At 41.1% G+C, this 26,819-nt stretch carries 30 protein-coding genes; 3 read left to right on the top strand and 27 right to left on the bottom strand.

Features of this window, described 5'->3' with window-relative positions; all coding sequences use genetic code 11:
- Nucleotides 1-8: 8 nt before the first annotated feature.
- From E6139_RS14115 to E6139_RS14045, 15 genes are all read right to left on the bottom strand, one after another.
- Nucleotides 9-824, bottom strand: a complete 816-nt coding sequence (locus E6139_RS14115) for a TlyA family RNA methyltransferase (protein ID WP_316403712.1) — start codon at nucleotides 822-824, stop codon at nucleotides 9-11.
- 20 nt (nucleotides 825-844) lie between these two features.
- The gene (locus E6139_RS14110) at nucleotides 845-1,729 is read right to left on the bottom strand and encodes a farnesyl diphosphate synthase (protein ID WP_316403711.1); all 885 of its coding nucleotides are present in this window, start codon (nucleotides 1,727-1,729) and stop codon (nucleotides 845-847) included.
- Complete coding sequence (locus tag E6139_RS14105; RefSeq protein WP_016180539.1) at nucleotides 1,730-1,951, bottom strand: exodeoxyribonuclease VII small subunit; 222 nt, start codon at nucleotides 1,949-1,951, stop codon at nucleotides 1,730-1,732. It abuts the gene before it with no gap.
- The gene (gene xseA / locus E6139_RS14100; RefSeq protein ID WP_316403710.1) at nucleotides 1,951-3,285 is read right to left on the bottom strand and encodes an exodeoxyribonuclease VII large subunit; all 1,335 of its coding nucleotides are present in this window, start codon (nucleotides 3,283-3,285) and stop codon (nucleotides 1,951-1,953) included. The genes E6139_RS14105 and xseA overlap by 1 nt, the downstream gene beginning before the upstream one ends.
- A gap of 15 nt (nucleotides 3,286-3,300) precedes the next feature.
- Nucleotides 3,301-4,158 carry a bifunctional methylenetetrahydrofolate dehydrogenase/methenyltetrahydrofolate cyclohydrolase gene (locus tag E6139_RS14095; protein WP_316403780.1) on the bottom strand — a complete coding sequence of 286 codons (858 nt, stop codon included), beginning with the start codon at nucleotides 4,156-4,158 and terminating at the stop codon, nucleotides 3,301-3,303.
- Between the two features lie 54 nt (nucleotides 4,159-4,212).
- Nucleotides 4,213-4,671, bottom strand: coding sequence for a transcription antitermination factor NusB (gene nusB / locus E6139_RS14090; protein WP_316403709.1), 459 nt, complete (start codon nucleotides 4,669-4,671; stop codon nucleotides 4,213-4,215).
- Complete coding sequence (locus E6139_RS14085) at nucleotides 4,664-5,089, bottom strand: Asp23/Gls24 family envelope stress response protein (protein ID WP_316403708.1); 426 nt, start codon at nucleotides 5,087-5,089, stop codon at nucleotides 4,664-4,666. Before E6139_RS14085 ends, nusB begins: the two co-directional genes overlap by 8 nt.
- A gap of 93 nt (nucleotides 5,090-5,182) precedes the next feature.
- A complete protein-coding gene (gene efp / locus E6139_RS14080; protein ID WP_316403707.1) occupies nucleotides 5,183-5,740 on the bottom strand; it encodes an elongation factor P in 558 nt (185 codons plus the stop codon).
- 85 nt (nucleotides 5,741-5,825) lie between these two features.
- Nucleotides 5,826-6,890, bottom strand: a complete 1,065-nt coding sequence (locus tag E6139_RS14075) for an aminopeptidase P family protein (RefSeq protein ID WP_316403706.1) — start codon at nucleotides 6,888-6,890, stop codon at nucleotides 5,826-5,828.
- A 125-nt stretch (nucleotides 6,891-7,015) separates the two neighbouring features.
- Nucleotides 7,016-7,252: a GlsB/YeaQ/YmgE family stress response membrane protein gene (locus tag E6139_RS14070; RefSeq protein ID WP_410470543.1), complete on the bottom strand. Its 237-nt coding sequence runs from the start codon at nucleotides 7,250-7,252 to the stop codon at nucleotides 7,016-7,018.
- A 212-nt stretch (nucleotides 7,253-7,464) separates the two neighbouring features.
- A complete protein-coding gene (locus tag E6139_RS14065; RefSeq protein ID WP_316403705.1) occupies nucleotides 7,465-8,166 on the bottom strand; it encodes a hypothetical protein in 702 nt (233 codons plus the stop codon).
- Nucleotides 8,167-8,398: 232 nt separating this feature from the next.
- Nucleotides 8,399-9,178, bottom strand: coding sequence for a histidine phosphatase family protein (locus E6139_RS14060; RefSeq protein WP_316403704.1), 780 nt, complete (start codon nucleotides 9,176-9,178; stop codon nucleotides 8,399-8,401).
- A gap of 2 nt (nucleotides 9,179-9,180) precedes the next feature.
- On the bottom strand, nucleotides 9,181-10,605 hold the full coding sequence (locus E6139_RS14055; protein WP_316403703.1) for a family 1 glycosylhydrolase: 1,425 nt from the start codon (nucleotides 10,603-10,605) through the stop codon (nucleotides 9,181-9,183).
- 12 nt (nucleotides 10,606-10,617) lie between these two features.
- Nucleotides 10,618-12,477: a beta-glucoside-specific PTS transporter subunit IIABC gene (locus E6139_RS14050; RefSeq protein WP_316403702.1), complete on the bottom strand. Its 1,860-nt coding sequence runs from the start codon at nucleotides 12,475-12,477 to the stop codon at nucleotides 10,618-10,620.
- The gene (locus E6139_RS14045) at nucleotides 12,474-13,325 is read right to left on the bottom strand and encodes a PRD domain-containing protein (RefSeq protein ID WP_316403701.1); all 852 of its coding nucleotides are present in this window, start codon (nucleotides 13,323-13,325) and stop codon (nucleotides 12,474-12,476) included. The genes E6139_RS14050 and E6139_RS14045 overlap by 4 nt, the downstream gene beginning before the upstream one ends.
- 385 nt (nucleotides 13,326-13,710) lie before the next feature.
- On the opposite strand from E6139_RS14045, the gene E6139_RS14040 reads away from it, so the two are divergent.
- A complete protein-coding gene (locus E6139_RS14040; protein WP_316403700.1) occupies nucleotides 13,711-14,238 on the top strand; it encodes a PadR family transcriptional regulator in 528 nt (175 codons plus the stop codon).
- Between the two features lie 105 nt (nucleotides 14,239-14,343).
- The gene (locus E6139_RS14035) at nucleotides 14,344-15,570 is read left to right on the top strand and encodes an MFS transporter (protein WP_410470542.1); all 1,227 of its coding nucleotides are present in this window, start codon (nucleotides 14,344-14,346) and stop codon (nucleotides 15,568-15,570) included.
- A 345-nt stretch (nucleotides 15,571-15,915) separates the two neighbouring features.
- On the opposite strand, the gene E6139_RS14030 is transcribed toward E6139_RS14035, so the two are convergent.
- From E6139_RS14030 to E6139_RS14015, 4 genes are all read right to left on the bottom strand, one after another.
- Complete coding sequence (locus E6139_RS14030; protein ID WP_316403698.1) at nucleotides 15,916-16,284, bottom strand: hypothetical protein; 369 nt, start codon at nucleotides 16,282-16,284, stop codon at nucleotides 15,916-15,918.
- Between the two features lie 2 nt (nucleotides 16,285-16,286).
- Complete coding sequence (locus tag E6139_RS14025; protein ID WP_316403697.1) at nucleotides 16,287-16,916, bottom strand: TetR/AcrR family transcriptional regulator; 630 nt, start codon at nucleotides 16,914-16,916, stop codon at nucleotides 16,287-16,289.
- A gap of 162 nt (nucleotides 16,917-17,078) precedes the next feature.
- Nucleotides 17,079-17,816 (bottom strand): MurR/RpiR family transcriptional regulator, encoded by a 738-nt coding sequence (locus E6139_RS14020; RefSeq protein WP_316403696.1) that lies wholly within the window; start codon nucleotides 17,814-17,816, stop codon nucleotides 17,079-17,081.
- A 99-nt stretch (nucleotides 17,817-17,915) separates the two neighbouring features.
- Nucleotides 17,916-19,361, bottom strand: a complete 1,446-nt coding sequence (locus E6139_RS14015) for a glycoside hydrolase family 1 protein (RefSeq protein WP_316403695.1) — start codon at nucleotides 19,359-19,361, stop codon at nucleotides 17,916-17,918.
- Between the two features lie 372 nt (nucleotides 19,362-19,733).
- On the opposite strand from E6139_RS14015, the gene E6139_RS14010 reads away from it, so the two are divergent.
- Complete coding sequence (locus E6139_RS14010; protein ID WP_316403694.1) at nucleotides 19,734-20,447, top strand: glucosamine-6-phosphate deaminase; 714 nt, start codon at nucleotides 19,734-19,736, stop codon at nucleotides 20,445-20,447.
- A 53-nt stretch (nucleotides 20,448-20,500) separates the two neighbouring features.
- On the opposite strand, the gene E6139_RS14005 is transcribed toward E6139_RS14010, so the two are convergent.
- From E6139_RS14005 to E6139_RS13970, 8 genes are all read right to left on the bottom strand, one after another.
- Complete coding sequence (locus tag E6139_RS14005) at nucleotides 20,501-21,211, bottom strand: glucosamine-6-phosphate deaminase (RefSeq protein ID WP_316403692.1); 711 nt, start codon at nucleotides 21,209-21,211, stop codon at nucleotides 20,501-20,503.
- A 69-nt stretch (nucleotides 21,212-21,280) separates the two neighbouring features.
- Nucleotides 21,281-22,093: an RnfABCDGE type electron transport complex subunit B gene (locus E6139_RS14000; protein WP_316403691.1), complete on the bottom strand. Its 813-nt coding sequence runs from the start codon at nucleotides 22,091-22,093 to the stop codon at nucleotides 21,281-21,283.
- A 12-nt stretch (nucleotides 22,094-22,105) separates the two neighbouring features.
- Nucleotides 22,106-22,696: an electron transport complex protein RnfA gene (locus tag E6139_RS13995; RefSeq protein ID WP_316403690.1), complete on the bottom strand. Its 591-nt coding sequence runs from the start codon at nucleotides 22,694-22,696 to the stop codon at nucleotides 22,106-22,108.
- Nucleotides 22,696-23,373, bottom strand: a complete 678-nt coding sequence (locus E6139_RS13990; protein ID WP_316403689.1) for an electron transport complex subunit E — start codon at nucleotides 23,371-23,373, stop codon at nucleotides 22,696-22,698. Before E6139_RS13990 ends, E6139_RS13995 begins: the two co-directional genes overlap by 1 nt.
- Before the next feature lie 12 nt (nucleotides 23,374-23,385).
- The gene (locus E6139_RS13985; RefSeq protein ID WP_316403688.1) at nucleotides 23,386-23,949 is read right to left on the bottom strand and encodes an FMN-binding protein; all 564 of its coding nucleotides are present in this window, start codon (nucleotides 23,947-23,949) and stop codon (nucleotides 23,386-23,388) included.
- Nucleotides 23,946-24,887, bottom strand: a complete 942-nt coding sequence (locus E6139_RS13980; protein ID WP_316403687.1) for an RnfABCDGE type electron transport complex subunit D — start codon at nucleotides 24,885-24,887, stop codon at nucleotides 23,946-23,948. Before E6139_RS13980 ends, E6139_RS13985 begins: the two co-directional genes overlap by 4 nt.
- Entirely contained in the window at nucleotides 24,884-26,209 is a 1,326-nt protein-coding gene (gene rsxC / locus E6139_RS13975; protein ID WP_316403686.1) for an electron transport complex subunit RsxC, read from the bottom strand. Before rsxC ends, E6139_RS13980 begins: the two co-directional genes overlap by 4 nt.
- Nucleotides 26,210-26,507: 298 nt before the next feature.
- Nucleotides 26,508-26,675 carry a hypothetical protein gene (locus E6139_RS13970; protein ID WP_316403685.1) on the bottom strand — a complete coding sequence of 56 codons (168 nt, stop codon included), beginning with the start codon at nucleotides 26,673-26,675 and terminating at the stop codon, nucleotides 26,508-26,510.
- Between the last annotated feature and the right edge of the window lie 144 nt (nucleotides 26,676-26,819).

Here is a 26,819-nt window from a genome sequence, read left to right as displayed (position 1 = left end):
CCTCCAGACTATTTATCTAGTTGCTGATGGGCTTCTGAGACAACAATTGCCAAATCTATTTCTGGATTTATGATGCCAGACTCAGGAACTTTTTTTAAATGAGCGAGAAATTCAATATTGCCCTCGCCGCCTGTTATTGGGGAGAAGGTTAACTCCTGCACATCAAATCCATGAGTTGTCGCGAAATCCGTGATTTCTTCCAAAACCATCAAATGCGTTTTAGGATCCTTGATGATGCCTTTTTTTCCAACATACTCTTTCCCTGCTTCAAATTGTGGCTTGATTAATGCCACTACATCACCTTCTTCTGTTAAAATATCATGAAGTGGTGGTAAGATTAGTTTCAAGGAAATAAAAGAAACATCAATTGTTGCAAAATTCGGCTGTCCGTGCTCAAAATCAGCTAGTTTAGAATAGCGGAAATTGGTTCGTTCCATCACTACTACACGTTCATCTTGACGTAATTTCCAGGCCAATTGATTATAGCCCACATCCAATGCGTAGCTCAACGTTGCCCCGTTTTGTAACGCAACATCAGTAAATCCGCCCGTAGAAGAACCGATATCCAGTAGAATCTTCCGATTGATATCAACAGAAAAAGTCTTTAACGCTTTCTCCAGTTTTAGTCCACCACGAGAAACATACGCCAAGCCTTGTCCTTTCACTTGTAAAATCGTCTCAATTGGGATTTTTTCACCTGGTTTGTCCAGCCGCTCATTTTTCTGATCGTAGACTAGCCCAGCCATCACGCCGCGTTTTGCTTTCTCTCTTGTCTCAAAAAGTCCTTGATTGAAAGCCAGCACATCGACACGTTCTTTTTTCATATCATTCCCTACTTCTAAAGTTATTTTTTTAGCGCAAACAGCTCAAGCAATTCTTGGAAGATTTGCGGGTGAAACTCAGCAACACTCGTCAATTGCTGCACAACAATCTCAGCCTGGTTCAATTCATCTGTTAATGCCTGTTTTGCTCCTTCAAGACCCAATAAGGCTGGGTAAGTGCTTTTAGCAGATTTTTCATCTTGACCAACTTGCTTACCTAGTTCCTCAGTGGTACTGACTACATCAAGCAAATCGTCACGGATCTGGAAAGCCAGCCCGATGTGTCCGCCAAGTTTTTCAAGCAGCTCAATCACGTATTCCGTTTGGTTTGCCAAGATGCCCCCAGCAACGAAGGCATAGGTCAAAAGCGCTCCCGTCTTCCCACGATGAATCGCCTTCAACTCGTCTAAAGGGACATGACGCTTCTCTGCTGCCATGTCCCCTGCTTGTCCAGCTACCATCCCGGCAGTACCAGAAGCTTTCGCTAAAAGCTGGATCAGTAAGACATTTTCAGCAGTACTCAATGTAGTTTCACTAATCAGTTGAAAAGCACCAGTCAAAAGTCCATCACCTGCTAAAATCGCCAGGGCTTCTCCGAAGACTTTATGGTTAGTAGGTTTTCCGCGACGCAAATCGTCATCATCCATCGCTGGAAGATCATCATGAATCAGCGAATACGTATGAATCATCTCCAGTGCTCCAGCTGTTTGGTAAACAGGTGCGGTCAGTTCCTTTTGAAATGCTTTGACAGTTGCCAAAACAATTAGCGGCCGAATCCGTTTCCCTCCTGCTTCAATGGAATAAAGCATACTTTCTTTCAGTTGTTCATGGGTCGTGCAGGTAGTAATAAAGTCGCGGATCTCTTTTTCGACTCTAGGTAGCTCTTCAGCAGAAAGCTTCTGCAACATTTAGGCTTCCTCCTCACCTGTAAAAGGCACTTCTTCGTCTTCGCTCATCATTTTAGTCAATGTTTTTTCTGCTTTTGTTAGCGTATCTTGACACTGTTTGCTTAAGACCATCCCTTTTTGAAACGCTTCTAGCGCTTCTTCTAAAGGCACATCGCCACGTTCTAGCTGTGTGACGATCGTTTCTAATTGCGTGATTGATTCTTCAAAGGTTGTATTTTCCATTATTCTTCCCCTTTATCAATTTCTAAAATCGCTGCTTTCACCGTTCCATCGACAAAATGAACAGTCATCTCTTTTTCCTGTAAATCGTCTACTGAACGAACCACCTGATTATCTTGCGTTGTATAAGTAAAGCCTCGGCCCATTGTCTTTAAAGGACTTAATAAATCTAGTGACGTGATGGCTTGTTGTACTCGTCGTTGTTGATTTTCCAAATAGCCTTGCATTTGCTGCTGTATGCGTTCCTGCAAATAGCTCATCTGCTGTTGCGCCTGTTTGACACGATTAATGGGGTTGGCTTGTGCCAAACGATTGCTATACTGCATCAATTCTCGCTCTCGCTGATTCACCAAAACAGTCATATTCTGTTGCAATTGCTGCGTTAAGCGATCCAACTGTACACTTTGTGCTTCATATAAGCGATTGGGTTGTCTAAAAATATATGATTGTTGCAGCCGTTCAAAGCGTTCTTTTTTACGTTGCAACTGATGCAAGAAGGCTTGCTCTAAGCGCGCTTGTTTTTCTTTGATGCGCAAGATTTCTTCTGATAAAACAGGCACCGCTAATTCCGCAGCAGCCGTTGGCGTCGCCGCTCGAACATCTGCAACCAAATCTGCAATTGTCGTATCCGTTTCGTGTCCCACTGATGAGATAATCGGTATAGGAGAAGCAGAGATTGCTCGTGCGACGATTTCTTCATTGAAAGGCCATAAGTCTTCGATCGAGCCGCCACCCCGTCCAATAATCATGGTATCAAAATCCATTGCTTCTGCTTTTTTGATATTTTTGACGATATCCGCTGCTGCTTTGTCTCCCTGTACTAATGTAGGAAATAAAACCAACTGGGTGATTGGATAGCGACGTTTCACTGTTGTAATGATGTCGCGAATGACCGCACCACTTGGACTAGTGATTACCGCAATCCGTTTTGGATAGCGCGGTAACGTTTTTTTGGGTCTTGAAAACAAACCTTCTTTGTCTAACTTCTCCCGCAATTCAGCTAAAGCTTGGTACAAAGCACCCACACCATCGGGCTCCATATGATCAATATAGATTTGATAATTTCCGCTAGCTTCGTAAAGTGCTACACGACCAACCACCAATACTTTCATACCTTCTTTTGGTGCGAATTTCAGTTTTTGAAAGGCACCTTTGAACATGATCGCACTTATTTTTGAGCGCTCATCTTTTAAACTGAAATATTGATGGCTATTTGCCCGCATACGAAAGTTGGAGATTTCTCCGGTCAAATAGACCCGTTCTAAATAGGGGTCTACGTCAAATTTTCGTTTAATATATTTATTTAGTGCACTGACAGTTAAATACTCTTGTGCCATTCAAACACCTCTTTGCTATTCATGGTCCAACACTTGGCGTTCACAACATTCTACCGTTTGCTGCATCAGCATAGTGATAGTCATGGGACCCACACCGCCAGGAACTGGAGTGATGTAGCCGGCGATTGGTTCGACCTCATCAAATTTTACATCACCAATCAATTTCCCATCTTCATTACGGTTCATACCAACATCGATTACGACTGCTCCTGGTTTGATAAATTCCTTTGTAACAAAATGACCTCTGCCGATTGCTACAACCAAAATATCTGCCTTCTTGGCAACTTTTGCCAGGTCCTCCGTTTTGGAATGTGTTAAGGTCACGGTTGCATTGGCTTCTAAAAGCAAGATTCCCATGGGTTTACCGACAATATTACTACGGCCGATCACAACTGCTTGCTTGCCAGCCAACGGAATATCATACGCTTCAAACATTTTCATAATCCCGTATGGCGTACATGGAATTGTATGAGGCATCCCTGCAAATAAACGTCCCATATTCATTGGATGGAACCCATCAACATCTTTTAATGGATCAATCGCAAGCAGGACCTTTTCTTCATCAATATGTTCTGGTAATGGTAACTGCACTAAAATTCCATGGAACTCATCAGAATTATTGAAATATTCGATTTCCTTGATCAAATCAGCCTCTGTAATCGTTTCTGAATAACGCTTTACTTCTGAGTGGATCCCAATTTTTTTTGCTGCGCGTTCTTTGTTTCGCACATAAACTTGACTGGCGGGGTTCTCTCCGACTAATAATACGACCAAGCCAGGATGGATACCTCTTGTCGCTAACGCTTCAACTTGCGTCGCCGTTTCTTGTTGTAGCTTCTCAGCTAACTCTTTCCCATTGATAAGTTGTGCCACATTCATTCCCCGCTTCTTTTAATAGTTTAAATAAAGCTGGGAAAAATAGCTTTATCAGCTATTTGCCCCAGCTTCATCGATCTCTTTCATTACATTAGATAAGATTCCATTGACAAACTTTCTTGATTGATCATCACTGAAAGTTTTGGCTAGCTCGATTGCTTCATTTAAAACAACTCGATTGGGTACTTGAGTGTTATACAACATCTCATAGATCCCTAGTCGCAAGATAATCAAATCCATTTTAGCAATTCGTTGAATCGACCAGTTAGAACGTAGATGTTTTTTGATAATGTCATCTAGCTCTGCTTGGTGTTCTACGACTCCACCAACTAATTCATCAAGATAGACTGGAACGAAAGCATCTTCGTCTTCACTGACGAATTCTTGCTGGTCAATACTTAATGCATGGTTTATGGCGTCTTTTTTGGTTAACTCCTGGTTGAAATCTAATGGGAACAAAGCCTGTAAAGCCTTCTCCCGAATCTCATGACGTGATAATTCTTTATTCATTATTTTCCTCTTCATCATTGAATAATTCTTCTAATGTTGGTTGTTCAAGTTTTTCTGCAACAACACCGACTACGTGAATATTAACTTCGCTTAGCGCAACATCTGTCATAAACAAAACTTGCTGTTTTACACGTTCTTGCATCGCCATTGCCACTTTTGGAACAGATGTGCCATAATCAAAATATGAATAAATGTCGACCTTTAAGCCGTCTTCATCATTTTTTAGATAAACACCCTTGCCATGAGCTGCTCTTCCCAGCAACTCTGTCATGTTACTAGCAATAGAACCGCGCATACCGTAAACCCCGTCGACTTTAGAAGCCGCGATCCCGATAATTACTTCGATTACTTCTGGTGCGATGATAATCTCGCCAAGTTCAGGACTCTCGCCTAAAACTAAATTTCTTTCATCTGCCATCTTACTCTCTCCTTCTATCATCGAGCGAACTCTTTAGTAGTATATGATTATTCTAACGTCAAAATTCAAAGGCTTTCCGTATCAATATCATTATTATGCTCTAGAAACGTAGCTGCCATCTTGTGTGTTGATGATCAGTTTGTCTCCTTGGTTCACGAAAAATGGTACGTTGACTGTCAGGCCCGTTTCCATCACAGCTGGTTTTGAACCACCTGATGAAGTATCACCTTTGATGTTTGGTTCCGTTTCTGCCACTTCTAAGGTAACTGTATTCGGCAGATCCACTCCTAAGACTTCATTCCCATACATAATAACAGTGAGCTCAGTATTTTCTAATACGTAAAGCATTTCATCAGCTACCTGTTGTTTAGGCATTTCAATTTGTTCGTAGCTTTGCATATCCATGTAGACATAGTTGTCACCATCATCATATAAATACTGCATTTTTTTATTATCGATTTGAGCTTTTGCTACCTTTTCTCCAGCGCGGAACGTTTTTTCTTGAACCGCTCCAGTACGCAGATTTTTAAGCTTTGAACGAACGAAGGCCGCACCTTTACCTGGCTTCACATGTTGGAAATCGACTACACGCCAAATGCCGCCGTCCACCTCAATTGTTAACCCAGTTTTAAAATCGTTTACTGAAATCATGATACTTCCTCCTAATTCAATCTCTGCAGATTTGGTTCTAGTTTATCATTTCTTGTTTACTTACGCTACCACTACTCTATCACACTTACAAAATGATGAGCTCTTTTGGAGACTGCGTCAGAATTCGATTACCATCAGCTAAAATCACCAGATCATCCTCGATTCGAACCCCGCCCAAACCAGCTATATAAATCCCTGGTTCATCAGTAATAATATTGCCGACATTCAATGGATCATTATTTGTTTTGCTGATATTCGGACCTTCATGAATCTCCATGCCGATTCCATGACCGGTAGAATGTCCAAAGGCTTCGCCATAGCCGGCTTCAGTAATAAAACCACGAGCAACAGCATCTAATTGTGCACCAGTCACGCCTGCTTGCGCTGCATCAATGACCTTTAGCTGTGCAGTCAAAACGATTTGATAAATATCTTTCAATTGCTGGCCAGGATCACCAATCGCAAATGTCCGAGTGATGTCCGAAACGTATCCTTGGTAGACACAGCCAAAATCTAGTGTGATTAGATCGCCATGTTCAATCATTTTTTCGCTGGCAACACCGTGAGGCAAAGCGGACCGTACTCCGCTTGCTACGATCGTATCAAAAGATGTTCCTGTTGCGCCAAGTGAGCGCATAAAGAAATCTAACTGATTAGCTACCTCAATTTCTGTCATACCTGGACGGATCATTTTTAAGACGTGGTCGAATCCTTCGTCCGCAATCGCACAAGCTTTTTCAATGATTGCGATCTCTCCATCATCTTTTTGCTCTCGCAATTTTTCAATCAAACCACTAGCTGGTGCTAGCTCCGCATCAATGACTTCTTCAAAGACAGAATATTCCGCATACGTCATGAACCCATCTTCAAAGCCAAGCGAACTAATACTCTCGCTTTCTACCAGCTTGATAATCTCGCCCACTATATTGCCTTTATGCTGGATGATTGTCATCCCTTGAACCTGTTCGCTCGCTTGTTCAGTATAACGAAAATCAGTAATAAAGAACGCTTTTTCTAATGTAATGAATGCTAGACCTGCTGTCCCAGTAAAATTCGTCAAATAACGAAGGTTTGCTGGACTTGTTACTAAATACGCATCAATGACTTCTTTTTTCATTGATGCACGCAATTTTTCAATTCGTTTTATCATTCTTATCACCCATCTTCCATTATAACAAAGAGTTTCGAAAAGCAGAACGAACTCGACTAGAAAAAAGAAAAGACCTTGGCAAACAAAAAAAGAAGCCGATCTCTCGACTCCTGTTATGTTTCGTTTCATCGTCTTCCTGTGAAAAATGAAACAACTGCGACTATTATCACTGCTCCCAAGATTGATGGTACCAAAGCCATCCCAGCCAAATGCGGACCCCAATGACCAAAAACTGCTTGGCCGATATAAGATCCCGCTAGACCAGCAATGATGTTAAAGATACAGCCCATTTGCTTTCCACGTCCAGAAAGACTGCCGCCGATTGCTCCAATCACAGCGCCAACAATTAAAGTCCAAATCATAATTATCCCTCCATTTTTTAGTGTACCATAGTCTTTTATCGTTCATATGTCTGAGTTGCCATCACGAATGTCAATAGTCCAAAGACGTTTTTCTCAAAAAGTTTCCCAGTTGTGAAACTCTATCAAAGCCTGTTGTGAAAGTGTTTATCGCTTTGTAAGCGGCTAAATCGAATGATAAAAACGCTTTTTCAGCATTCCCTGTGAATAACTTTTTATTGAATCAAATCTGATCGCAATTTCACGCTGTTTTGCTCCCAATTGACCGTTCCTAACTGGTAAGGGAAATTACCAGCTAAAGAGAAACTTCCGACTTCTGGTACATTGATTTTATTCATTCGAGCACTACCTTTTGCTAAATAGCCAGTTCCCATTTTCAGCATATCCTTCAGATTAAGATTGCTGCCGGAATACTCTTTGATCGTTCCATAATTACTCGTAATCGAAGATAAACGTGGGCGAACAGTCTTCCGTTTCATCAGCCGAATAATATCTTCTTGACGTTCAAACACATCAATCCGACCATCCTGATCAATTTGATAACTTATATACGCATCTATCTCATCAAGGGTCAATCGCTGATTGCCCTTTGTGAATCGCTGGCCATTTTTAATTGCAGTGAAATCTTTGTAAACAGTCACTGGCATTTTACCATCTTCCTCAAGGCCTGCTTCTTTGACACCTAGCAAACTATCAGCTTTTTTCAGAATCAAGAATTTTTTTACTTCTATAGAAAAGGCGACTGAAAAATAGCTTAAGAATTTTTCAATTGGTACCTGCGTGTACAGCTCCCCAATGGTCAGCTTTTGAATTTTTATTTCTGGCGAAACACGCAACAGGGTATTTACGCCGCTAGTCAGATCATACACAAAAAAACTAGAAAATTCATGATCCTCAAATACAAATAAAACCTTCATGACGTTCTTCCTCTCTGAAATAAGTGTATAAAAAATTGAAGAGAAAAACATCCGCCGTAAGTCTGAGGTTTAATAGTACGCCCAAATAAGGAAATTTTCGTACCTCGAACTATTTCATTCCACATGATGCTTCCTGATTTAGTACTGGGCGATTCCTTATCAATCAATTTATTTATGAAAATAATTATAAAAAAACTACTCTCGATAAGTTTCATCGAAAGCAGTTCTCAAATTATTCTACATATTGAGTATCGTTGATTTTATCGACTGAATATTTGCCGTCTCTGTACTTCAATGTAGTGACACTGCAATTATCAATGGCTTCTCCTTTGTATTCTCCAGGCACAAGCATTTCAAGTAGTGTCGGGATCATACTTCCAGAAGAAACGATCAAAACATTTTTAGCTTTTTTCTTTTCCGCGTCAGCAATGACTTTATCCATCGCTGCCTGACCTCTTTTAGTAATGTCTTTATAGCTTTCTGCTACTTTCAATGGATCGCTTTCTGCTATAGCATCTGCTACTCCTTCATCGCCTAACTTGTTGACTAGCTTATCATAGTCTGTCCAATCTTCGTCAAACTTCAAATCATTCGCTTCAAAAATCGGCGTCCACATTTCTGCATTCGTTTTCCCTTCAAAACCACCATAATTCCATTCTTTGAAGCCATCGTGTTCAGAAAGCTTCGGTGTTTTTTTCTTATTTTCAGCAAGGATCAGCTTAGCAGTGTTTCTTTGGCGACCTAAGTCACTGGAATAGGCGAGATCAAACTTTTTATTTTTCAGTCCTGCTCCAACTTGTTTTGCCTGCTCGATTCCTTTATCTGTTAGAGGTGAATCAGCAAACCCCTGAACCTGTCCGGTAGTATTGAAAAAAGTTTTGCCGTGACGAACCAGATAGATTGTTGCTTCACCTTCTTTATCAGAATTTTTTTCCTTTGCTTGAGCCGAAACTCCGCTAGTTAAACTAAAAGCCAACAAAGCTACGAACAATAGTCCCAAAATTTTCTTCATCTTTATAGTGCCTCCCCATTGCTTCTAATCACTTTATGGTACCAATCAAAAGAATCCTTTTTTGAACGTAGTAGGCTACCTTGACCTTCATTATCCAGATCAACATAAATGAAGCCATAGCGCTTACTCATTTCTCCCGTGGTGGCACTGACCAAGTCAATTGGAGCCCAAGTCAAATAGCCAAAGCATTCCACATAATCTTCCTCCACCGCTTGTTTGACTGCCTGAATATGTTTCTCCAAGTAGTCGATCCGATAATCGTCATGAATTACGCCATTTTCTATTTGATCGACAGCACCCAGCCCATTTTCAGTAATAATGATGGGAAGCTCGTATTTCCGATACAAATAATTCATGACATAGCGAATTCCCACTGGATCAATGCCCCAGCCCCATTTCGATTGTTCGAGATATGGATTTTGCAGGCCGCCAAATAATGCCGCTTCACCTTCAACGGGTTTATTCGGCTCAGAAATGCTGGACATATAATAGTTCAAACCAATGAAATCAATCGACCCTTTGGCAAAATCTTCAATGTCGCTTGGTTGGTTTTCTAAGTTGATATTCAACGCCTGATATTGCTTCATTTTATATTTAGGAAATTTCCCATTACACATCGCATCGACTTGGTAGTAATCACGATCGTTGTCTAAGAAACCTTTCAAAACATTGTCTGGTTGACAATCATAGGAATAGATCGGATTTAAGCCGAAGACACAGCCGATTTTATTTTCAGGATTGATTTCACGTGCCACCCTAACTGCTTTAACTCCCGCTAAAGTCATATTATAGCCGATCCGTGCTAAATCTTGTGCTGGATTTTCCATCTCGCTATATTTCAAACCAGCGATCAAATAGGTAAAAATATCGGATTGTTCAGACTGCGGATCTAAATGGTTCATTTCATTAAAAGTTATCCAATATTTCACTTTGCCATTGTATGCTCGCATGACTGTCTCGCAATAATGCAGATAAAAATCAATGACCTGCCGGTTTTTCCATGAGCCATATTCATGAACTAAATGAATCGGCATTTCAAAATGATACAAGGTGACGATGGGCTCAATGTTATTTGCTAGTAACTCATCAATGACTTTGTCATAAAAATCCAGTCCGGCCTGATTGGGTTCTTGCTCATCGCCTTTTGGAAAAATCCGCGACCAGTCGATCGAGATACGTAAAGCGGTGAAACCCATTTCTTTAAAAAGCTGAATATCTTCTTTATAGTGATGATAAAAATCGATTCCTAGATGTGAAGGATAATCTAGCTTTGGATCAATTGATTCAGTAATCGTCCGCGGTTCTTTGTTTGATCCTTTAGTAACAAAATCCATAATCGCCGGCCCTTTACCACCTTCTTGCCAAGCTCCTTCACACTGATGGGCGGCGATACTGCCGCCCCAGAAAAAACCTTTCATAAACGTCATTTGCTTCTCCTTTTACAGAATCACTGTAAGTAATTCGTCGTCTTGTTCGTTACTGGTTGAGATCACATCGAGATAATCATTTGAATTTGTTACGACCACGATAATCACCGGATCAAAACCAGCTTCTTCAACTTTATCAGCTTGATATTTAGCTATAATGTCGCCTTTTTTTACCTCTTGTCCTTGTTCTACAAAGCCTTCGAAATAATTCCCTTCTAAGTTCACCGTATCGACACCGATGTGGATCAATAATTCCACACCATTTTTTGTTTTGATGCCATACGCATGTTTTGTAGGAAAGGCCACTGTTACTGTTCCTTCAACTGGCGAGATAATTGTTTCTTCTGCTTGAGAAGGCAAGATTCCTACTCCTTTTCCTAACGCACCAGAAGCAAATGCTCTATCGCTGACTTCGCTCAAGGGAATTGCTGTTCCTTCAGCGATTCTACCAATACAAACCTGTTTCAATCCTTGGTTGCCTTCTAATGCTTCAACGAGTTCTTTTTCTTCAAGCTCTTCTTCTGATTCTTCTTTAGGAATTCCAACACCGTAAGCCACTGCGGCTGCCCCGACGAAGCCGACAATGACACTGATGAGCATCCAAATGAAGTTGCTTGTTCCACCTGCTAAATAGGTTGGTAAAGCTGCTAACCCCCAGACAAATCCCATGGTTCTCACACCAGCTAAACCAGCGATTAATCCACCAAGCCCGCCGCCGATAATAACCGCTAAGAAGGGTCTGCGATACTTTACAAAGACACCAAATACTGCCGGTTCGGTGATTCCCATCAGAGCACTGAAGCTGACCGTACCGAACATTTGACGTTGATGACCTTTTTTCGCACGTAGGAAGTAGCCGAACATCGCACCACAAACTGCGATATCTGAAATCGTTGCTGCATGGTTGATGATTGGGTCATACCCTAATGTTCCTAAGAAGTTCAAGACGATCGGATAAGTAAAGTTGGCAGCCCCCAAAACGATTAGGAATGGTTGGAAGGCGGCGTACAACATGACAACAATCCAGTTACCGATCGTACTCATCAATACGTTAAAGAAAGCATTTACGCCATCACCGATTAATGTTCCGATCGGACCAAAGACAACGAGAATAACTGGAAAAGTCAAAACTAGCGATAGTGCAGGAACTAAGAAATATTGCAGACCGCTTGGAATGATTTTTTTCAGATACTTTGTCACAATACTCAAGAACCAGACACCTAGTAAGATCGGGATAAAGGTATTCGCATAACCAATTGTCGGCAGATTATAACCAAATAATTCCAATCCTTTGGCACCATCAATATTAGTAGAAAGCAAGCCTACCGCTAATGCCATCGCCACATACTCGTTCAATTTCATTCGTTTTGCCGCTGATGCTGCAATAAACACTGGCAAGAAGTGGAATACCCCACCTCGTAATGTATCGAAAATCATATAGGTCGAACTGTCCTTTGAAACCAACCCTGTTAATGAAATGATCGCCATGATTCCGGCAATCATCCCAGCTGCTAGTAAAACTTCGATGATCGAAGTCATGGTTTCTGAGATCATTACTAGAATTGATGATGCGATTCCTTTGATTCCCTTAGCTTTCGGCTTTTCAACCTCTTCTCCATCTGGCTTTAAGCCCAGCATCGCCATAAACTCGTTATAGACGTCCGTAACATGCGTTCCAACAATAATTTGATAGGCTACTTCATTGGAAACAACATCTATGACCCCATCTAAATTTTTGATTTCTTCTGTTTTTGCTAGACTACGGTCATTTAGGGTCAGACGCAGACGTGTTACACAATGTGCAACCGCTTTGATATTCTCTTTACCGCCAACCAGCTCGATCAGCTGTTTGTTTAATTTTTCGTAACTCATTTTTTGTCCTCCATTCTTTCTGTCACACGATTAATGTGAAGCATCAAATAGGTTTCTTCATTGATTGAAATCTCTAAGTTAAACTGTGATTGTACGTAAATTTTCATTTTCTGGACTGCTTTAAATGATTCTGGATACAATTGGCAAACTTGCTTATAAAGCTCCAAGGTTTCTGATCCGTCATTAAAGGTTTCACCATCAACGATTCGCTGTACAAAATATTGCAAATGAGTAGTAAAACGCATGTAATTGGTCGATTCCTCGTCCAAAGCTAAATTGAAATGACGTTCCACGATCGAAACAAGGTCCCCCAGCGTGCGCATTTCTAAAACATAGTCTTTGCGACTGTCACGACTTTCTTCCATATTGACAAAATGCAAACACAGTGACACGGCTTCATCTTCTGGCAATTGTAATCCTTTTTGTTCCTCGATCATCTTCAATGCCTTCAGTCCAACACTAAAGTGATCCGGATAAAAACGTTTCGTATCCCAAATCAAGGGACTTTTGATGAATTGTTGCTTTTCAACTCGTTTCAGCAAGAACTCCAAGTGGTCAAGAAGAGCCAAACTCAAATAATCACTTGCCTTGATGCCCAATTTTTCCTCTCCATAGGAAATAATGTTGCTAATCAAAAGAATATCGTTGGGATCAGAATGAGATAGTAAATAGCTAAAATGATCCAGCATATCGAAAGAATCAAGAATGTACATTTTCTCAACTTCCTCTTCCGCAATCTCCTGTCCTTTTTTCTTCTTGAAACCAATTCCTTTTGAAACGACGAAGACCTCATTTCCTCCTCGCTTCACCAATGCAACGTTATTATTTAAAATTTGGCTGATCTTCATTTTTTCCTCCTTTCCAGAAAAAAAACCCAAGAAAGTATACAGCGGGACCTTGGTCTCCAGCTATTCTTTCTTGAGTTCTGCCTGATCATTTTCAGTAACATACTCACAATCATGACTCCGGCGCCATGATCGGTCTTTTCTCTTAATTATTTTATAGTTTCATTCTAAGTGATGAAAACATGAATGTCAACGCTTTCTTAAAATGTTGTCACCTCTTTTTCTTTATAATATATTCGGATTAGTGAAAATATTCGTTATTTAAATACCACTTTGCATCTGAGCCGATAGTCTAATTATCAAAAATCAAAAACAGTGATACAATAGAGACGGAAAAAGTAAACAAAAATGCCTATTTTGAAAAAGCATGAACAGAAGGGGTCACCCGATGAATACAATTAGTTATGTTATCTTGGCGATGCTCGTCCGCGCACCTTTGACTGGTTATGAATTAAAACGATTTTTGAATTTATTTTGGGAAGCGCATCATAGTCAAATCTATCCCACTTTGAAAGAATTACGGGAACAGAAATTGATTGAGATTATTGATATTCCTGATGGCAAACGCAAGATTTATGACATTACGCCCGCAGGAAAAGAATTAGTTAAAGAATGGGTCTTCACTAAGAGCCACGCTCCCTCGCAAAAGGATGAATTTTTAGCAAAAGTCTTTACTATCTCTGCGCTGGATCGGGATACAGCAAAATTTTTGATTATGGAGCGAAAGCAATATTTTCATGAACAATTGAACGAATATTCGGACGTTCTCGACAGCTTAAGCGATCTCGATGAAGAGGGGCGACGAAAAAACTTTGGCCGCGAGCTGATTCTTGAACGAAAAATTCGTTTATGCAAAGAAGAGCTTTCCTGGTGTGATTGGACAGAAGAAAAAATCGAAGCCTACTTTGCAAAATAAGCTTTAAAGCAGATCCTTTTGGGTCTGCTTTTTTTGGTCAAAAAATATATGTAATTTTGTTTATGTAAATATTGACATAAATTATAGCTAGGACTAAACTGTTGAATGGAAAGTGGTGACTTTATGGAAAATTTAAACGAAAACAACGAAAATTTAGTTACAGAAAAAGAAAATGGCAAGGCTGCATATGTCGTCGCTTTTGCCTGCATGATCGCCTTTATGGGCATCGGATTGGTCGATCCAATTTTAAACTCGATCGCCAAGTCCTTACAGGCAACACCTGCACAAACAACGCTCTTATTTACAAGCTATATGATGGTGACAGGAATCGTTATGTTGTTCACTGGGTTTGTTTCTAGTCGTATCGGCACCAAGAAAACTTTGCTGCTGGGATTATTTATTATTGTTTTATTTGCTCTTTTTGCTGGATTGTCAAATACGATTGATGCATTAATCTATTTACGCGCGGGCTGGGGTTTGGGAAATGCTTTGTTTATTTCAACAGCTTTATCTGCAATCGTCAGTGTTTTGATTGGTCAAACAGAAAAATCAATCATGCTTTATGAGGCTGCGATGGGTCTAGGGATGTCAATCGGCCCTCTTGTCGGCGGATCGCTTGGGTCAATCTCTTGGCGCTTGCCTTTTGCTGGTGTATCGGTTCTAATGCTGATTTCTTTCCTATCAATCTTAATCATGTTCAAAGAGCCCAAAGGTGAAAAAGAAAAGGTTGCCTTTTTTGCTGGTGTCAAAGCCTTGAAAAATCACAAGCTGCGTTCAGTTGGTTTGATCGCTTTGCTCTACAATTTTGGCTTTTTTACTTTACTTGCTTATGCCCCATTCTTAATGCCAAACTTTTCTGAAATGGAGATCGGAATGACTTTCTTTGGTTGGGGAATTTTGTTGGCAATCTCTTCGATTTTCTTGGCAACCCGGTTTGAGCGGAAAATCGGTACCTTCTATACTTTGATGATCGGCTTTATTGGCTTTGTGATTTGCTTGATGCTGATGGGAATCAATGCAGATCAGCCCTCACTTGTTGCAGCAGCCTTAATCGTCGCTGGTTTTTTCCAAGGTATCATCAATACTTTGATGACTACGATTGCCATGGAAATTCCTGGAATCAAACGCAACATTGCCTCATCAACGTATAGTTTTGTCCGTTTCTTCGGCGGTTCACTTGCACCATTTGTGGCTGGTTTGATCGGCGCAAAATTCGGTGGTAATTATACCTTCTACTTCGCTAGTGCTATGGTCTTTATCGGAATCGTGCTAGTCGTTGTTCATTCGCAATATTTCGAAACGAAAGAAGACGAAAATCTAGAGGAAAATTAACTCAAAGAAAAACTGTAGACACTATCCATAAATTGGTGTTTTCTACAGTTTTTTGTTTTCAATTGTAAGAATGTTTGCTATTGAAATCGTAGTACAATACATTACAAAAGGAACGAGTATATACGGAAACACGCAATATTATTGCAATACGGAGATTCGGATGAAGTAAAAAAGAAAGAATTAGAATTGGTACTTGAGGTTAGTTATTTTAGTACGTTGCCAGAGTTGAAATAGAATAAAAAACGAAAAACAAGCGCTTTTTTTACTGACGAGCTGCGTTGTTCGTTTTTTTGTATATCTTCTCTCATCAATTGATCAAGTATCCACTGTACTAAAAGTAACGGCCTATTTCATTATCAGATAAGAAAATCTGCCAATAAGCGATTTAATTACAATACAACCCGCAATGACAATAAGCGCCATCTTAGGATCATAAATAAACGGAACCTGCCATTTAAATAGTTGCGCTGCCGTGGTAAAAAGTGCAATTGTACCAAAGATGTAGCCCATAATCGTTAAGGGATGTGCAGGAGCGTTACTAATAAATTTGCCAATCGTCGGCATCAAGGTACACATCGCAAATCCAATCACTCCTAAGGTGATAACCGCCGATCTTGGTCCGTCAATAAAAAGCAATTTCCTACCGCATAAAGCAGCATAAACAATAAATCCAGCAACTAGCCACTCTACTATTAGTATTCCGATCCCTTTCATGATTACTCACTCCTCAAATAGCTTTTATTGAACTGGGTAATATGTTTTTTTAGAAATGACACCGCTTCTTGATATTTTTCAGGCTGATTATCGTATTTGGTCAACAGTAAATACAACGGTGAATAAAACTGCAAAGCCATTACATCAGGATCCTCGTCAATAAAGAAGTTTTCCTCAATTAATTTGGTAAACACGCCTGCGATATATTCCAAACCATTGTTAATCACGAGTTCACGGAAAAAACTGCTTACTTCAGAATTACGGTATTGCTCGATCGTCAGCATCCGCCGCAATTGCGAACCGTATTCGGTTTTTAAATAAAAGTGAAACATGGTAAAACTCATTCGAACCAACTCTTCAAGTAGATCATTTTCGTTCCAGAGATTATCATCTAAACTAATTGAACTGTCGATTTCAGTAGTTTCCTCTTGATAACGCTGCTCAATGTCCTTAATTATCGAATCAAAAATATCTTGTTTTCCATTGTAATGTCTATAGATTGCACTTTCTCGGATACCAATTTCTTTTGCTATATCTCGAATTCCAACACCATCGAAACCTTTTTCAGAAAACTGCCTTAAGGCCACCTGTAAAATAAGTTTTTTTGTGTCTCTTGCTACCTTTCTTGGCATAATGATCTCCTCCACAGAATAAGTTAACGAATGTTCACTTATAGCATAGTGAACATCTGTTAACTTGTCAAGTCGTCATGAAAATAAACAGTTGATACGGTAGAATTTCTCGTTCAAACTAAAAAAGGCCCTCTATTAGAGGAACCTTTCATCCAAGTCTCTTTAATTTTGCATCAATTGTCGGACTTTTTTTGCTAACACTTCAATCATATAAATTACCGGAATTTGAGTTGTCGTGTCGATCAAGTATTCATAGGACTCAATGGTTTTCTTTTCTTGCTGAACATAATAAGCCAAGTTACAATCCGATATTTTAGCTAACGGATTATTTCGACTGTTGGTAATCGAGATTATTTTAGCCTCACTGGCTTTGATCAAAGGTAATGTTTTTAAAAAATATTCTCCCGAAACGGAAAAGAAAATAAAAACCGTATCTGGCGAAGTCGGCATATCGATAGCAAACATCGGATTATCGACGTTGACGGCAAATTTCCCTAACGAAGAAAAATAGCGGGCTGCATAGATTGCCATTACGCCAGAGTTGCCTGTTCCAACACAAATGATCATACGCGCATCAGCTAGAACTTGTGCAGTTTCATTCAGCTTTTCCTGAAAGTTGTTCTCTTTCGCTCGAGCAAAAAAGGCTTCAGCAACAGAGATATCATCAATAATCTCTGGTTCAGTTACTGTTTGTTCTTTCTTGAACAGCAGCTTAAATTCCGTGAAGCCGTTACAGCCGACTTTTTTCGCAAAGCGCGTGATCGTCGCTGTCGATACATGAGTTTCATCTGCAAGTTCACGAATGGTCATATAAGGAATTTTTGCTGGATTTTCAATAATAAAATTGTAGATCAGGTAATCTAAATCGTTAAAGGTTGAAAGCTGTTCGACTGAAAACATAGTCATCTCCTCCAGTGCAATCTCAAATAAATTGTACTGGTTGAAACGAATGAATGCAATCAACAAAAAATCTGCCAGCATAGCTAGCAGATTTTTATCTTAGAGATTCGCGCCATTTTGCTGGATCGTATTTTGGAACCAAGTAAAGCTATCTTTTTTCAGGCGTTGTTTACTTCCTTTACCATAATCATCAATATCAACATAAATGAAGCCATAGCGTTTGCTCATTTGATGAGATGAGGCGCTGACAATATCAATCGGGCCCCAGGCATAGTAGCCGCGCACATCTACGCCATCGTAAATCGCTTCTTTCACCTGCTTCAGATGCTCTGCCAAATAGTAGCTGCGATAGTCATCATGGATGCCGTCTTCCTCTACAATATCATTTGTTCCCAGCCCGTTTTCCGTAATGTAGATCGGACATTGATAACGATCGTAAAACTCGTTCAATGCGATTCGCAAACCGATTGGATCAATTGACCAACCCCAAGGTGATTGTTCCAATTCCGGATTTTTGAAGAAAGAACGGTTATTTGCGACGGACTCTTTTGAAACTAAACTCGAATAATAATAGGAGAAGGAAAGAAAGTCGGCTGTATTTTTCAAGACCTCTTCATCACCTTCATAAAACGTGATATCAACCCCCTGTTCTTCAAAATAACGGAAGGCATATTTAGGATATTTTCCTCTCAGTAAAACATCGCTGTAAAAATAATCCATTTGCGAATACTGCAAGGCTGCCAATACATCCTCTGGTTTTGTCGAAGCAGGGTACACTTCATCAGCAAAAACCATCATTCCAATTTCCATTGCTGGATTAATAGCTGTCGCAGCTTTTTTGACTTTGGCACTGGCTACCATCATGTTGTGCAGACCTTGATATTTAGCTTCTAATAAATTATCTGCACCATCTTCTGTTATTCCGATGTGACAAAATGCTTCATAACTTATCAGGTTGATCTGATTAAAGACGATCCAGTATTTCACCTTATCCTTATAACGTTCCAAGATCGCGTTGCTGTATTTCACAAAGTGATCAATGACCTCTCGGGAATACCAGCCTTGATAATGAGTCGTCAAATATACCGGCATTTCGTAATGAGACAAGGTTATCATTGGCTCCATGCCATTTTCAAGGATCGCATCAATTAGCTGATCATAGAATTTCAATCCCTCTTCGTTCGGTTCATCTTCTACACCAGTTGGAAAGATCCGTGACCAGTCGATTGAGGTACGGAAAGTATTCAACCCAAGTTCTTTCAGTAATTTCAAATCATCTTGATAAGTATGATAAAAGTCAATGCCTCGCAATTTCGGAAAATTTCGCTCTTCCCCTTTTTCAATGCTTTCAATGGCTTCTTTGACAAATGTCGATGTCGTATCACGTTCCATTCGATCTTCCAGAGGAATATCATCTACAAATTCATTGATGTTTGAAACGTTCAGCCCTTTTCCGCCAACATTATAAGCACCCTCCGCTTGATTAGCAGCGATTGCCCCGCCCCAAAAAAAATTTTTAGGAAATTCACGTTTATTTTCTTTCATTATTTTGGCTCCTCTCTTGATTAATTCGAGTATAGCCAGCAGGCAGTCAAAATGTAATCCCTTTGCAACTTTCGGTCACAAGAAACAGATCGAGATTCTTGTTACAGAGCTGGTACAAGGTGTGACAGAGGAAATGACTTTAAAAAATATTGAGGAAGAAAAATTATTTTAAGTGTCTTTACACAAAGTACGGAAAAACATGGTAAGGTTTAGATGAGGATATTAGCACGAAATTTTAGTCAAACATAAAATCAAAATAACGTTTACTAGTGGAACTTTTATTAATGAGGTTTGTTTTAGCATCAAAAATGCGATCTAGAAAAACTCTTATTTACATCTTAATGAAAACAAAGCGAAATGGAGGATAGCTTGATGAAAATCACAACTGTAAAAACTTACGAAGCAATGAGTGAATTGGCAGCGGCCACAATTTTGTCAAAAATGACCGCCGATCGTCGAGTGAATTGTGCTCTAACAGCTGGCTCGACACCTAAAAAAGCCTATGAACTAGTCATTAGCCGAATGAAGAACAACAATTGCTCCAATTTCCATGTCTATACCTTTGATGGTGCACCCTATGAAGGATCTGATCATACTTCTACTTATCTTGAAATGAAGAAAATGTTTTTTGATCCAGCGAATATCAAAGAGGAGAATATCCATGAGATAACGATGGAAAACTTTGCGACATTTGATCAGAAGATCGAAGATGCCGGTGGTCTGGATCTGATGGTGATTGGCTTGGGCAGTGATGGTCATTTCTGTGGGAACATGCCGAAAACGACTGATTTTGACAGTCTATCTTATGAAGTGGAAATTAAGCCTGAATACCCTTGGTACGATGTTTTTGTCGACATGTACAATGGCTATGGTCAAGCAGTTCCGAAATCCTTTGTGACGATGGGTCCACTTAGTGTCTTGAAGGCAAAAGAAGTTCTCCTAATCGTCAATGGCAGTAATAAGGCGGAGGCTTTGGCAAAAATGCTAAAGGGACCGTTGACAGAAGATTTCCCTGCGTCAGCCCTGAGATTGCATTCAAATATCACCGTCATCGCTGATGAAGAGGCTGCGAAGCTGATTAGTTAATTGAGTCCAGTGAAAAACGAGAGACGCTCATCGTCTCTCGTTTTTGTTTAGGATTAATCTAATAGACTAGCTGCTTCTTGATCTAAAATCACCGTCAAGTTTGGATGCAAGCGCAGTACAGATGCTGGAATATCTTCAGTAATCGGGCCTTCCAAGGCTTGCTTGATGATTGCGGCCTTCTTTTCGCCATTGACGATCAGCACTAACTCTTTCGCTGCTAAAATCGTTTGCGGACCAAAAGTCACCATTTCTCCACCTGGTTCATGAGGACTTGCTTCATCAATAAACTTGTACAGATCGTCACCTTTTTCAATCGGCACACGATAAACACCATAGTCGAAAGAAGTAAATTCTGGCAAGTTCCCACAGAAATGGCCGTCTCCGCCAATTCCCATCAAGACCAAATCCAAGCCGCCGTCTTCAGCGATTTGATAATCGTAATCCTGATAGTTCTTTGCATCTAACACTTCAATATTTTCTTCTTCGATCCCTAACGGCTGGAATAACTCTTTGGTTAAAGCTTGCATCGTTAAACCATATTCTTGGTCCTTTAATGAGATCTCGTCAAAGTTATAAAAATGTGCCAAATTCCGATCAAAATTCACTTTTTGCAGCCGATCTGCTAAAATTTCATAGGTCCGTTTCGGTGATGAACCAGCAGTCAATGCCAAGTTCACGCGACGACTCTCCGCCCACTTCATCAAAACAATATCCGCTGTAATCTGACTTAATGTTTCATAGTCCTCTGTTATTAATAATTTCATTTCAACACCTACCCTTTTCTTTTTATGATAGCACAAAATTGAAAGGGCTTTCGTTTTTTTGGATTTTTATCAGCTAGGAACCTTTTCCTTAATCGGCATACTCATGATGCAGTTTTGCGGACAGACCTCCACACACTCACCGCAATCGGTACATAACTCTGGATCAATCACCGCGACGTTATTTTCCATCTTAATTGCTTTTTGCGGGCAAGCCTTCACACAACGGTTACAGGTGATACAGCCGACATCACAAATTTTGCGAACACCGCCACCCTTATCCTGATTGGAACAGGCCACAATCGAGGTGTTTTCTGCCGGCAGCATTTTAATCAGATTTTTCGGACACACTGCGATACATTTTAAGCAACCGACACATTTATCAGGATTTATTTTAGCGATGCCGTCCTCAATGTGGATCGCATCATAGTCACAAACTGTTTTACAATCGCCATAACCCATGCAGCCAAAACGACAAGCCTCCGGTCCGCCAAAAATCTGATTGGCACCATAACAGGTCGCGGTTCCATTGTATTCCATCTTTGTATTCGTATACTCGCAGCCGCCATTGCAGCGGACGAATGCCGCAACTTTTTGAACATCACCCACTTCGACTCCCAAAATTTCTGACAAGGCTTGCCTCGTTGTTGCTCCCCCCGGTGTACAATTAGTGACTCCTGCTTCACCTTCAGCCATCGCTTTGGCATAGCCGTCACAACCGGAAAAGCCACAGGCTCCGCAGTTAATTCCCGGTAATGCCTCACGCAGAGCTTCTTCTTTTACATCACCTGGTTTATGAAAAATGATCGTAGCGAGTGAAAGAATGACTCCTGCGATCAATCCCATACCACTGACAATGCCGATGGGTATCATGATTTCTGTCATTTTTTCCACCCCCTACTGGAATAATCCTTCTGCCAAACCGGCAAATCCTAGAAACGACAAGGAAACAATTGCTGCAGCAACAAGTGTGATCGGCAGGCCTTGGAGCGACTCGGGAATATCATTGCCCTCCAAGCGTCCGCGCACACCAGCGAAAATCACCATCGCGAGTAGGAATCCGACGCCTGCGGCAAAGGAATTGACTAGCGATTGGACATAGCTGTAACTTTTTGAAAAATTCAAGATCGTCACACCAAGAACCGCACAGTTCGTAGTGATCAGTGGCAGATAAATCCCTAGCGCATTGTACAGTGGCGTCATGTAGCGTTTCATCACAACCTCCACCAGCTGCACCAAAGCAGCGATGGTCAGGATAAAGACGATCGTCTGTAAATAATCCAAGCCCAAGGGTACTAACAAGGAAGCGTAGATCGGATAAGTCACCGCGGTTGCCAACACCATTACGAAGGTAACAGCCAAAGACATGCCGACTGCTGTGTCCAGTTTTTTTGATACTCCTAGAAATGGGCAAATACCCAAGAACTGCGACAAGACAAAATTATCAGTCAAAATACCCGCGACTAATATTGTTACAAATATCTGCATTACTGATCACCTGCCTTTTCTTCACAAACCGTTGTACAAGCTTCCGCGATCGGACAAGCACCGCAGTCGAGCTCTTTTGTCTTGCGATCACTCAATTTATTCGCCACCATCACCAGCATGCCGAAAACAAAGAAGCCCCCTGGCGGCAATAGCATGATTGTCATTGGTGGTACGACACCTGCGGTAATCGGGAAACCTAAAAATGTACCGCTGCCGATCAACTCGCGAATGCCTCCCATACAGAGAAGCGCCATCGTAAATCCGACACCCATGCCTAATCCGTCCAAAGCAGAATGAAGCACCGTGTGATCCTTCGCATAAGCCTCTGCTCGACCAAGAATGATACAGTTTACTACGATCAATGGTAAATAAATTCCTAAAGTAGCATCTAGCGCGGGTGCTAATGCTTTAACGACCAATTGAACGACCGTCACAAATCCTGCGATGATGGTGATAAAGGCTGGGATTCGGACGCGATCCGGAATCACTTTCCGCAGAAGTGAAATCACGACATTGGAGCCAAAAAGTACAACTGTCGCAGCTACACCCATACCGAGTCCATTCAAAGCGGAAGTAGTGACTGCCAGAGTCGGACAGGTCCCCAACATCAGCCGCAGAACTGGATTTTCGGTGATCAATCCTTTACTAAAAATGCGGGATGCTTTCTCTTTTTCCATTGCTTATCCTCCCTACTTTCCTGACTTAGCGACTTGTTCAAACAGAGCAAGTGCTTCTTTGACTGATGCAGCTACGGCATTGGAGGATTTGGTTGCCCCTGTGACCGCTTCGACTTGATTTTTATCTGCTGGGTCGTTTTTCACAACCTCTAATGTACCATCTGTACCAGCAAATTGATCAATAAACTCTTTCTTAGTGACGTTTTGTCCAAGTCCCGGTGTTTCGTTTGATGCATCCAATACATCAACGCCCACAACTTTGCCATCCTTAACAGCACTCATGACACTCACGTCACTACCATACCCATAAGCAGCTGTTACAAAAAGATAGCCCACCGTTTCTCCAGAACTATCCACTGCTTGATACCCCTGATTTCCTCCTGAAACATCGATCTCTTGAAAATCATCCGCCTTGATCAGTTTGCTCATCACACTCTGCGTCTGCTCCCACTCCTGTTTGGCTATTCGATCTTTAAAGACTGATCGCGTACCTGCGACAGCGAAAGTAATCACGAGACAGATGATAAATAAACAAAGTGCATCAGTAAAAATTACTTTGGAATTCGAACCTTTCATTTAGACTTCGCCCCCTCACCAAAGACCTTCGGAATCGTCAAATTCTCAATATGAGGAGTCAAAATGTTCATCAGTAAAATGGCATAAGACACTCCTTCCGGCAGCGCAGCGAAGAAACGAATCAATACCGTGACAATGCCACAGCCGACTCCGAAAATAATTTTACCGTTTCTAGTTACAGGTGATGTTGTATAGTCAGTCGCCATAAAAATCGCTCCCAGCAATAATCCGCCTGACATCATTTGATAGAGCGGATCGCCACCTAACAAAGTAGAAAAGATAACAACCGTTCCAATAAAACAAAGTGGAATGATCGGTGAGATTACTTTTCGAGCGACGAGATAGACACCGCCCAGCAGCAATGCCAAAGCACAGGTCTCACCCAAGCTTCCTGCTCGAATACCCAAAAACATTTCTAACAATGAAGGAATCTTTTGCCCTGTTTGTGAAGCAGAAAAATATGTTGCCGACGAAATAACATCTGGACGGAACATGTAGTAATTTAATGGCGGCTGCCAAGTACTCATCTGAGAGGCAAAGGACATCATCAAAATGATCCGAGCGGTGATCGCCGGATTGACAAAGTTTTGACCGACACCGCCGAAAAATTCCTTCACGATGACGATGGCAATGACTCCGCCTAAAATAGCCATCCAAAATGGCAAAGTGACTGGCAGATTCAGCGCCAGCAGGATGCCTGTAACAACTGCAGTCAAATTATGGATCGTATCTGGTCGTTTCAAGATTTTTCTCGTCACATATTCGCTGATGACGCAAGCAGCAACCGTGACGATAATCAATATAAGAGCACGAAAACCAAAAATAATCGTCGAGGCGATAATCGCTGGAACCAAAGCGATGATTACGTCCAGCATGATGCTGCGACTGCTGCGTCCACAGTGAAGATGGGGTGAAATCGAAACAGGTAATTTGTTCATTGCGCTGCCTCCCTTTCTAATCGTTTGGCTTCCTTCATGGCCTGAACAAGTCTCCGACCAGCCGGACAGACAAAGGCACAACAGCCACATTCCATACATGCCGATACATTCAGTTTCTTCAACCCGGTGACATCTTTGTTCAACGTGCACCGTTCAATCTGAACGGGAAGTAAAGACATAGGACAGGCTTCGACGCATCGGCCGCATCGGATACACGGTGATTCTTCCGGCAATCTTTGCGCCTCAGATAAAATCGTGATAGCATTTGTCTGCTTCGTGACAGGCAGCTCCAATGAGAATTGTGCGATACCCATCATTGGTCCGCCTAAAATAATTTTGCTAGGCTCATCAATTAAACCGCCGCAATAGTCGATGACATCACTGATTGGGGTGCCAACTGGCACAACCACGTTTTTCGGTTGAGCCACATTGCCATCTACTGTGATTCGTTTGTGGGTCAACGGCATGCCAATCTCGATATAACGCTGGAGTAGTGAGATGGTGGAAATATTGGTGATCAGGCAGCCCACTTCAGATGGCAGCTTGCCAGGCGGAATCTTTCGTCCAGTTGTCGCATAAACAAGCATTTTTTCCGCTCCCTGCGGATACAAGGAAGGAATCTCCATCACATCAATCGTCGGATCAAGATCAGCCAGCTCATTCAAATGATCACGTAGGCGCTTCAATCCTTTTGGCTTATTACTTTCAATCCCGATCACACCATGAGGAATGTTGAGGTGCTTCATGATTACCTGCATTCCTGCAATGATCCGTTCAGGATATTCCAGACTTTCACGATAATCCGAAGTAATAAAAGGCTCACATTCTGCCCCATTAATCACCAGAGTATCAATCGGTGTCTCATCCTTGACTGCTAATTTCACATGTAATGGAAAACCGGCTCCGCCGATTCCGACAATGCCGCTGTCGCGAGCAGCCTTCAAGAGATCTTCCTTCGAATTAATCTCAATCGGCTTGGGTTCCGGAAATTCCACTGGTAATCCGTCACTGGCGATGTGAACTGCTTCGCAAGTCTGCCCGTTCATCATCAATACGGGTTTGATCCCCTTTACCTTGCCCGAAACAGAGGCATGGATCGGCGCCGAAACAAAAGCGTCTGAATGACCGATCACTTGACCAACCGTCACTACATCACCCTTTTTGACAGTCGGTTTACAGACACCTCCAATATGCTGCTGCATTGGAATGGTCACAATTTTCGGCGGATCCATAAAAACGCTTTCGAATTCTGCAGTATTTTTATTGTGGGGAACCCTGACACCTCCTTTAAACTTCGCAATTGCTTTCGTTAATGTTTCCATATACAAACCTCCCTTGTAATAATAAGAATCTCACAAACTAATGTGACTTTCGTGAATAATCACATCACAATTATTGTTAAATAAACATTTTCGATTGTGAAAAACTTATCATTAGCCGTTTTCCAAAAGTCCAGAACCTGTTTTATCTTTGTTATTATTATACCCTCATATAAAGCGGTTTCACAATCAATTATAGTGAGAATCGTTCTTAGTCGGAAAAAATCTGAAAAATTCTAAAATCCTTGAGACACAAAAAAAGCCCAGTTTCCTAGGCATTTTTTTCGTACTTTAAAAATTCTTATGGTCCATTAGTAACCGTCCATTGTAAAGTGGTTTGGTAACTTCCTACTTGTCTCGGTGTATTCTTCGGCACAAATAGCTGAAACTGATTCAACGGAATTTCAAAATAGCCAGTACTGGTCGTGCTAGGGAGATCAATCAACGTTACCTGATTTCCTGAAGTCATATAAATTTCTTGGTTTGAGATTGCGCTATAGGTAGAAAAAGTTGTATTTAATGTCTACTGAATCATTGAATTTTATTGTAACCTCAGTGTTTCAGAGGGATTTCTAGTATAATAAGTGCAAGGGTCTTTTCGTGAAATTGACGA

This window comes from Enterococcus sp. (assembly GCF_032555305.1).
GTDB lineage: Bacteria > Bacillota > Bacilli > Lactobacillales > Enterococcaceae > Enterococcus_A.
This window is presented reverse-complemented; position numbering and strand designations above follow the sequence as displayed.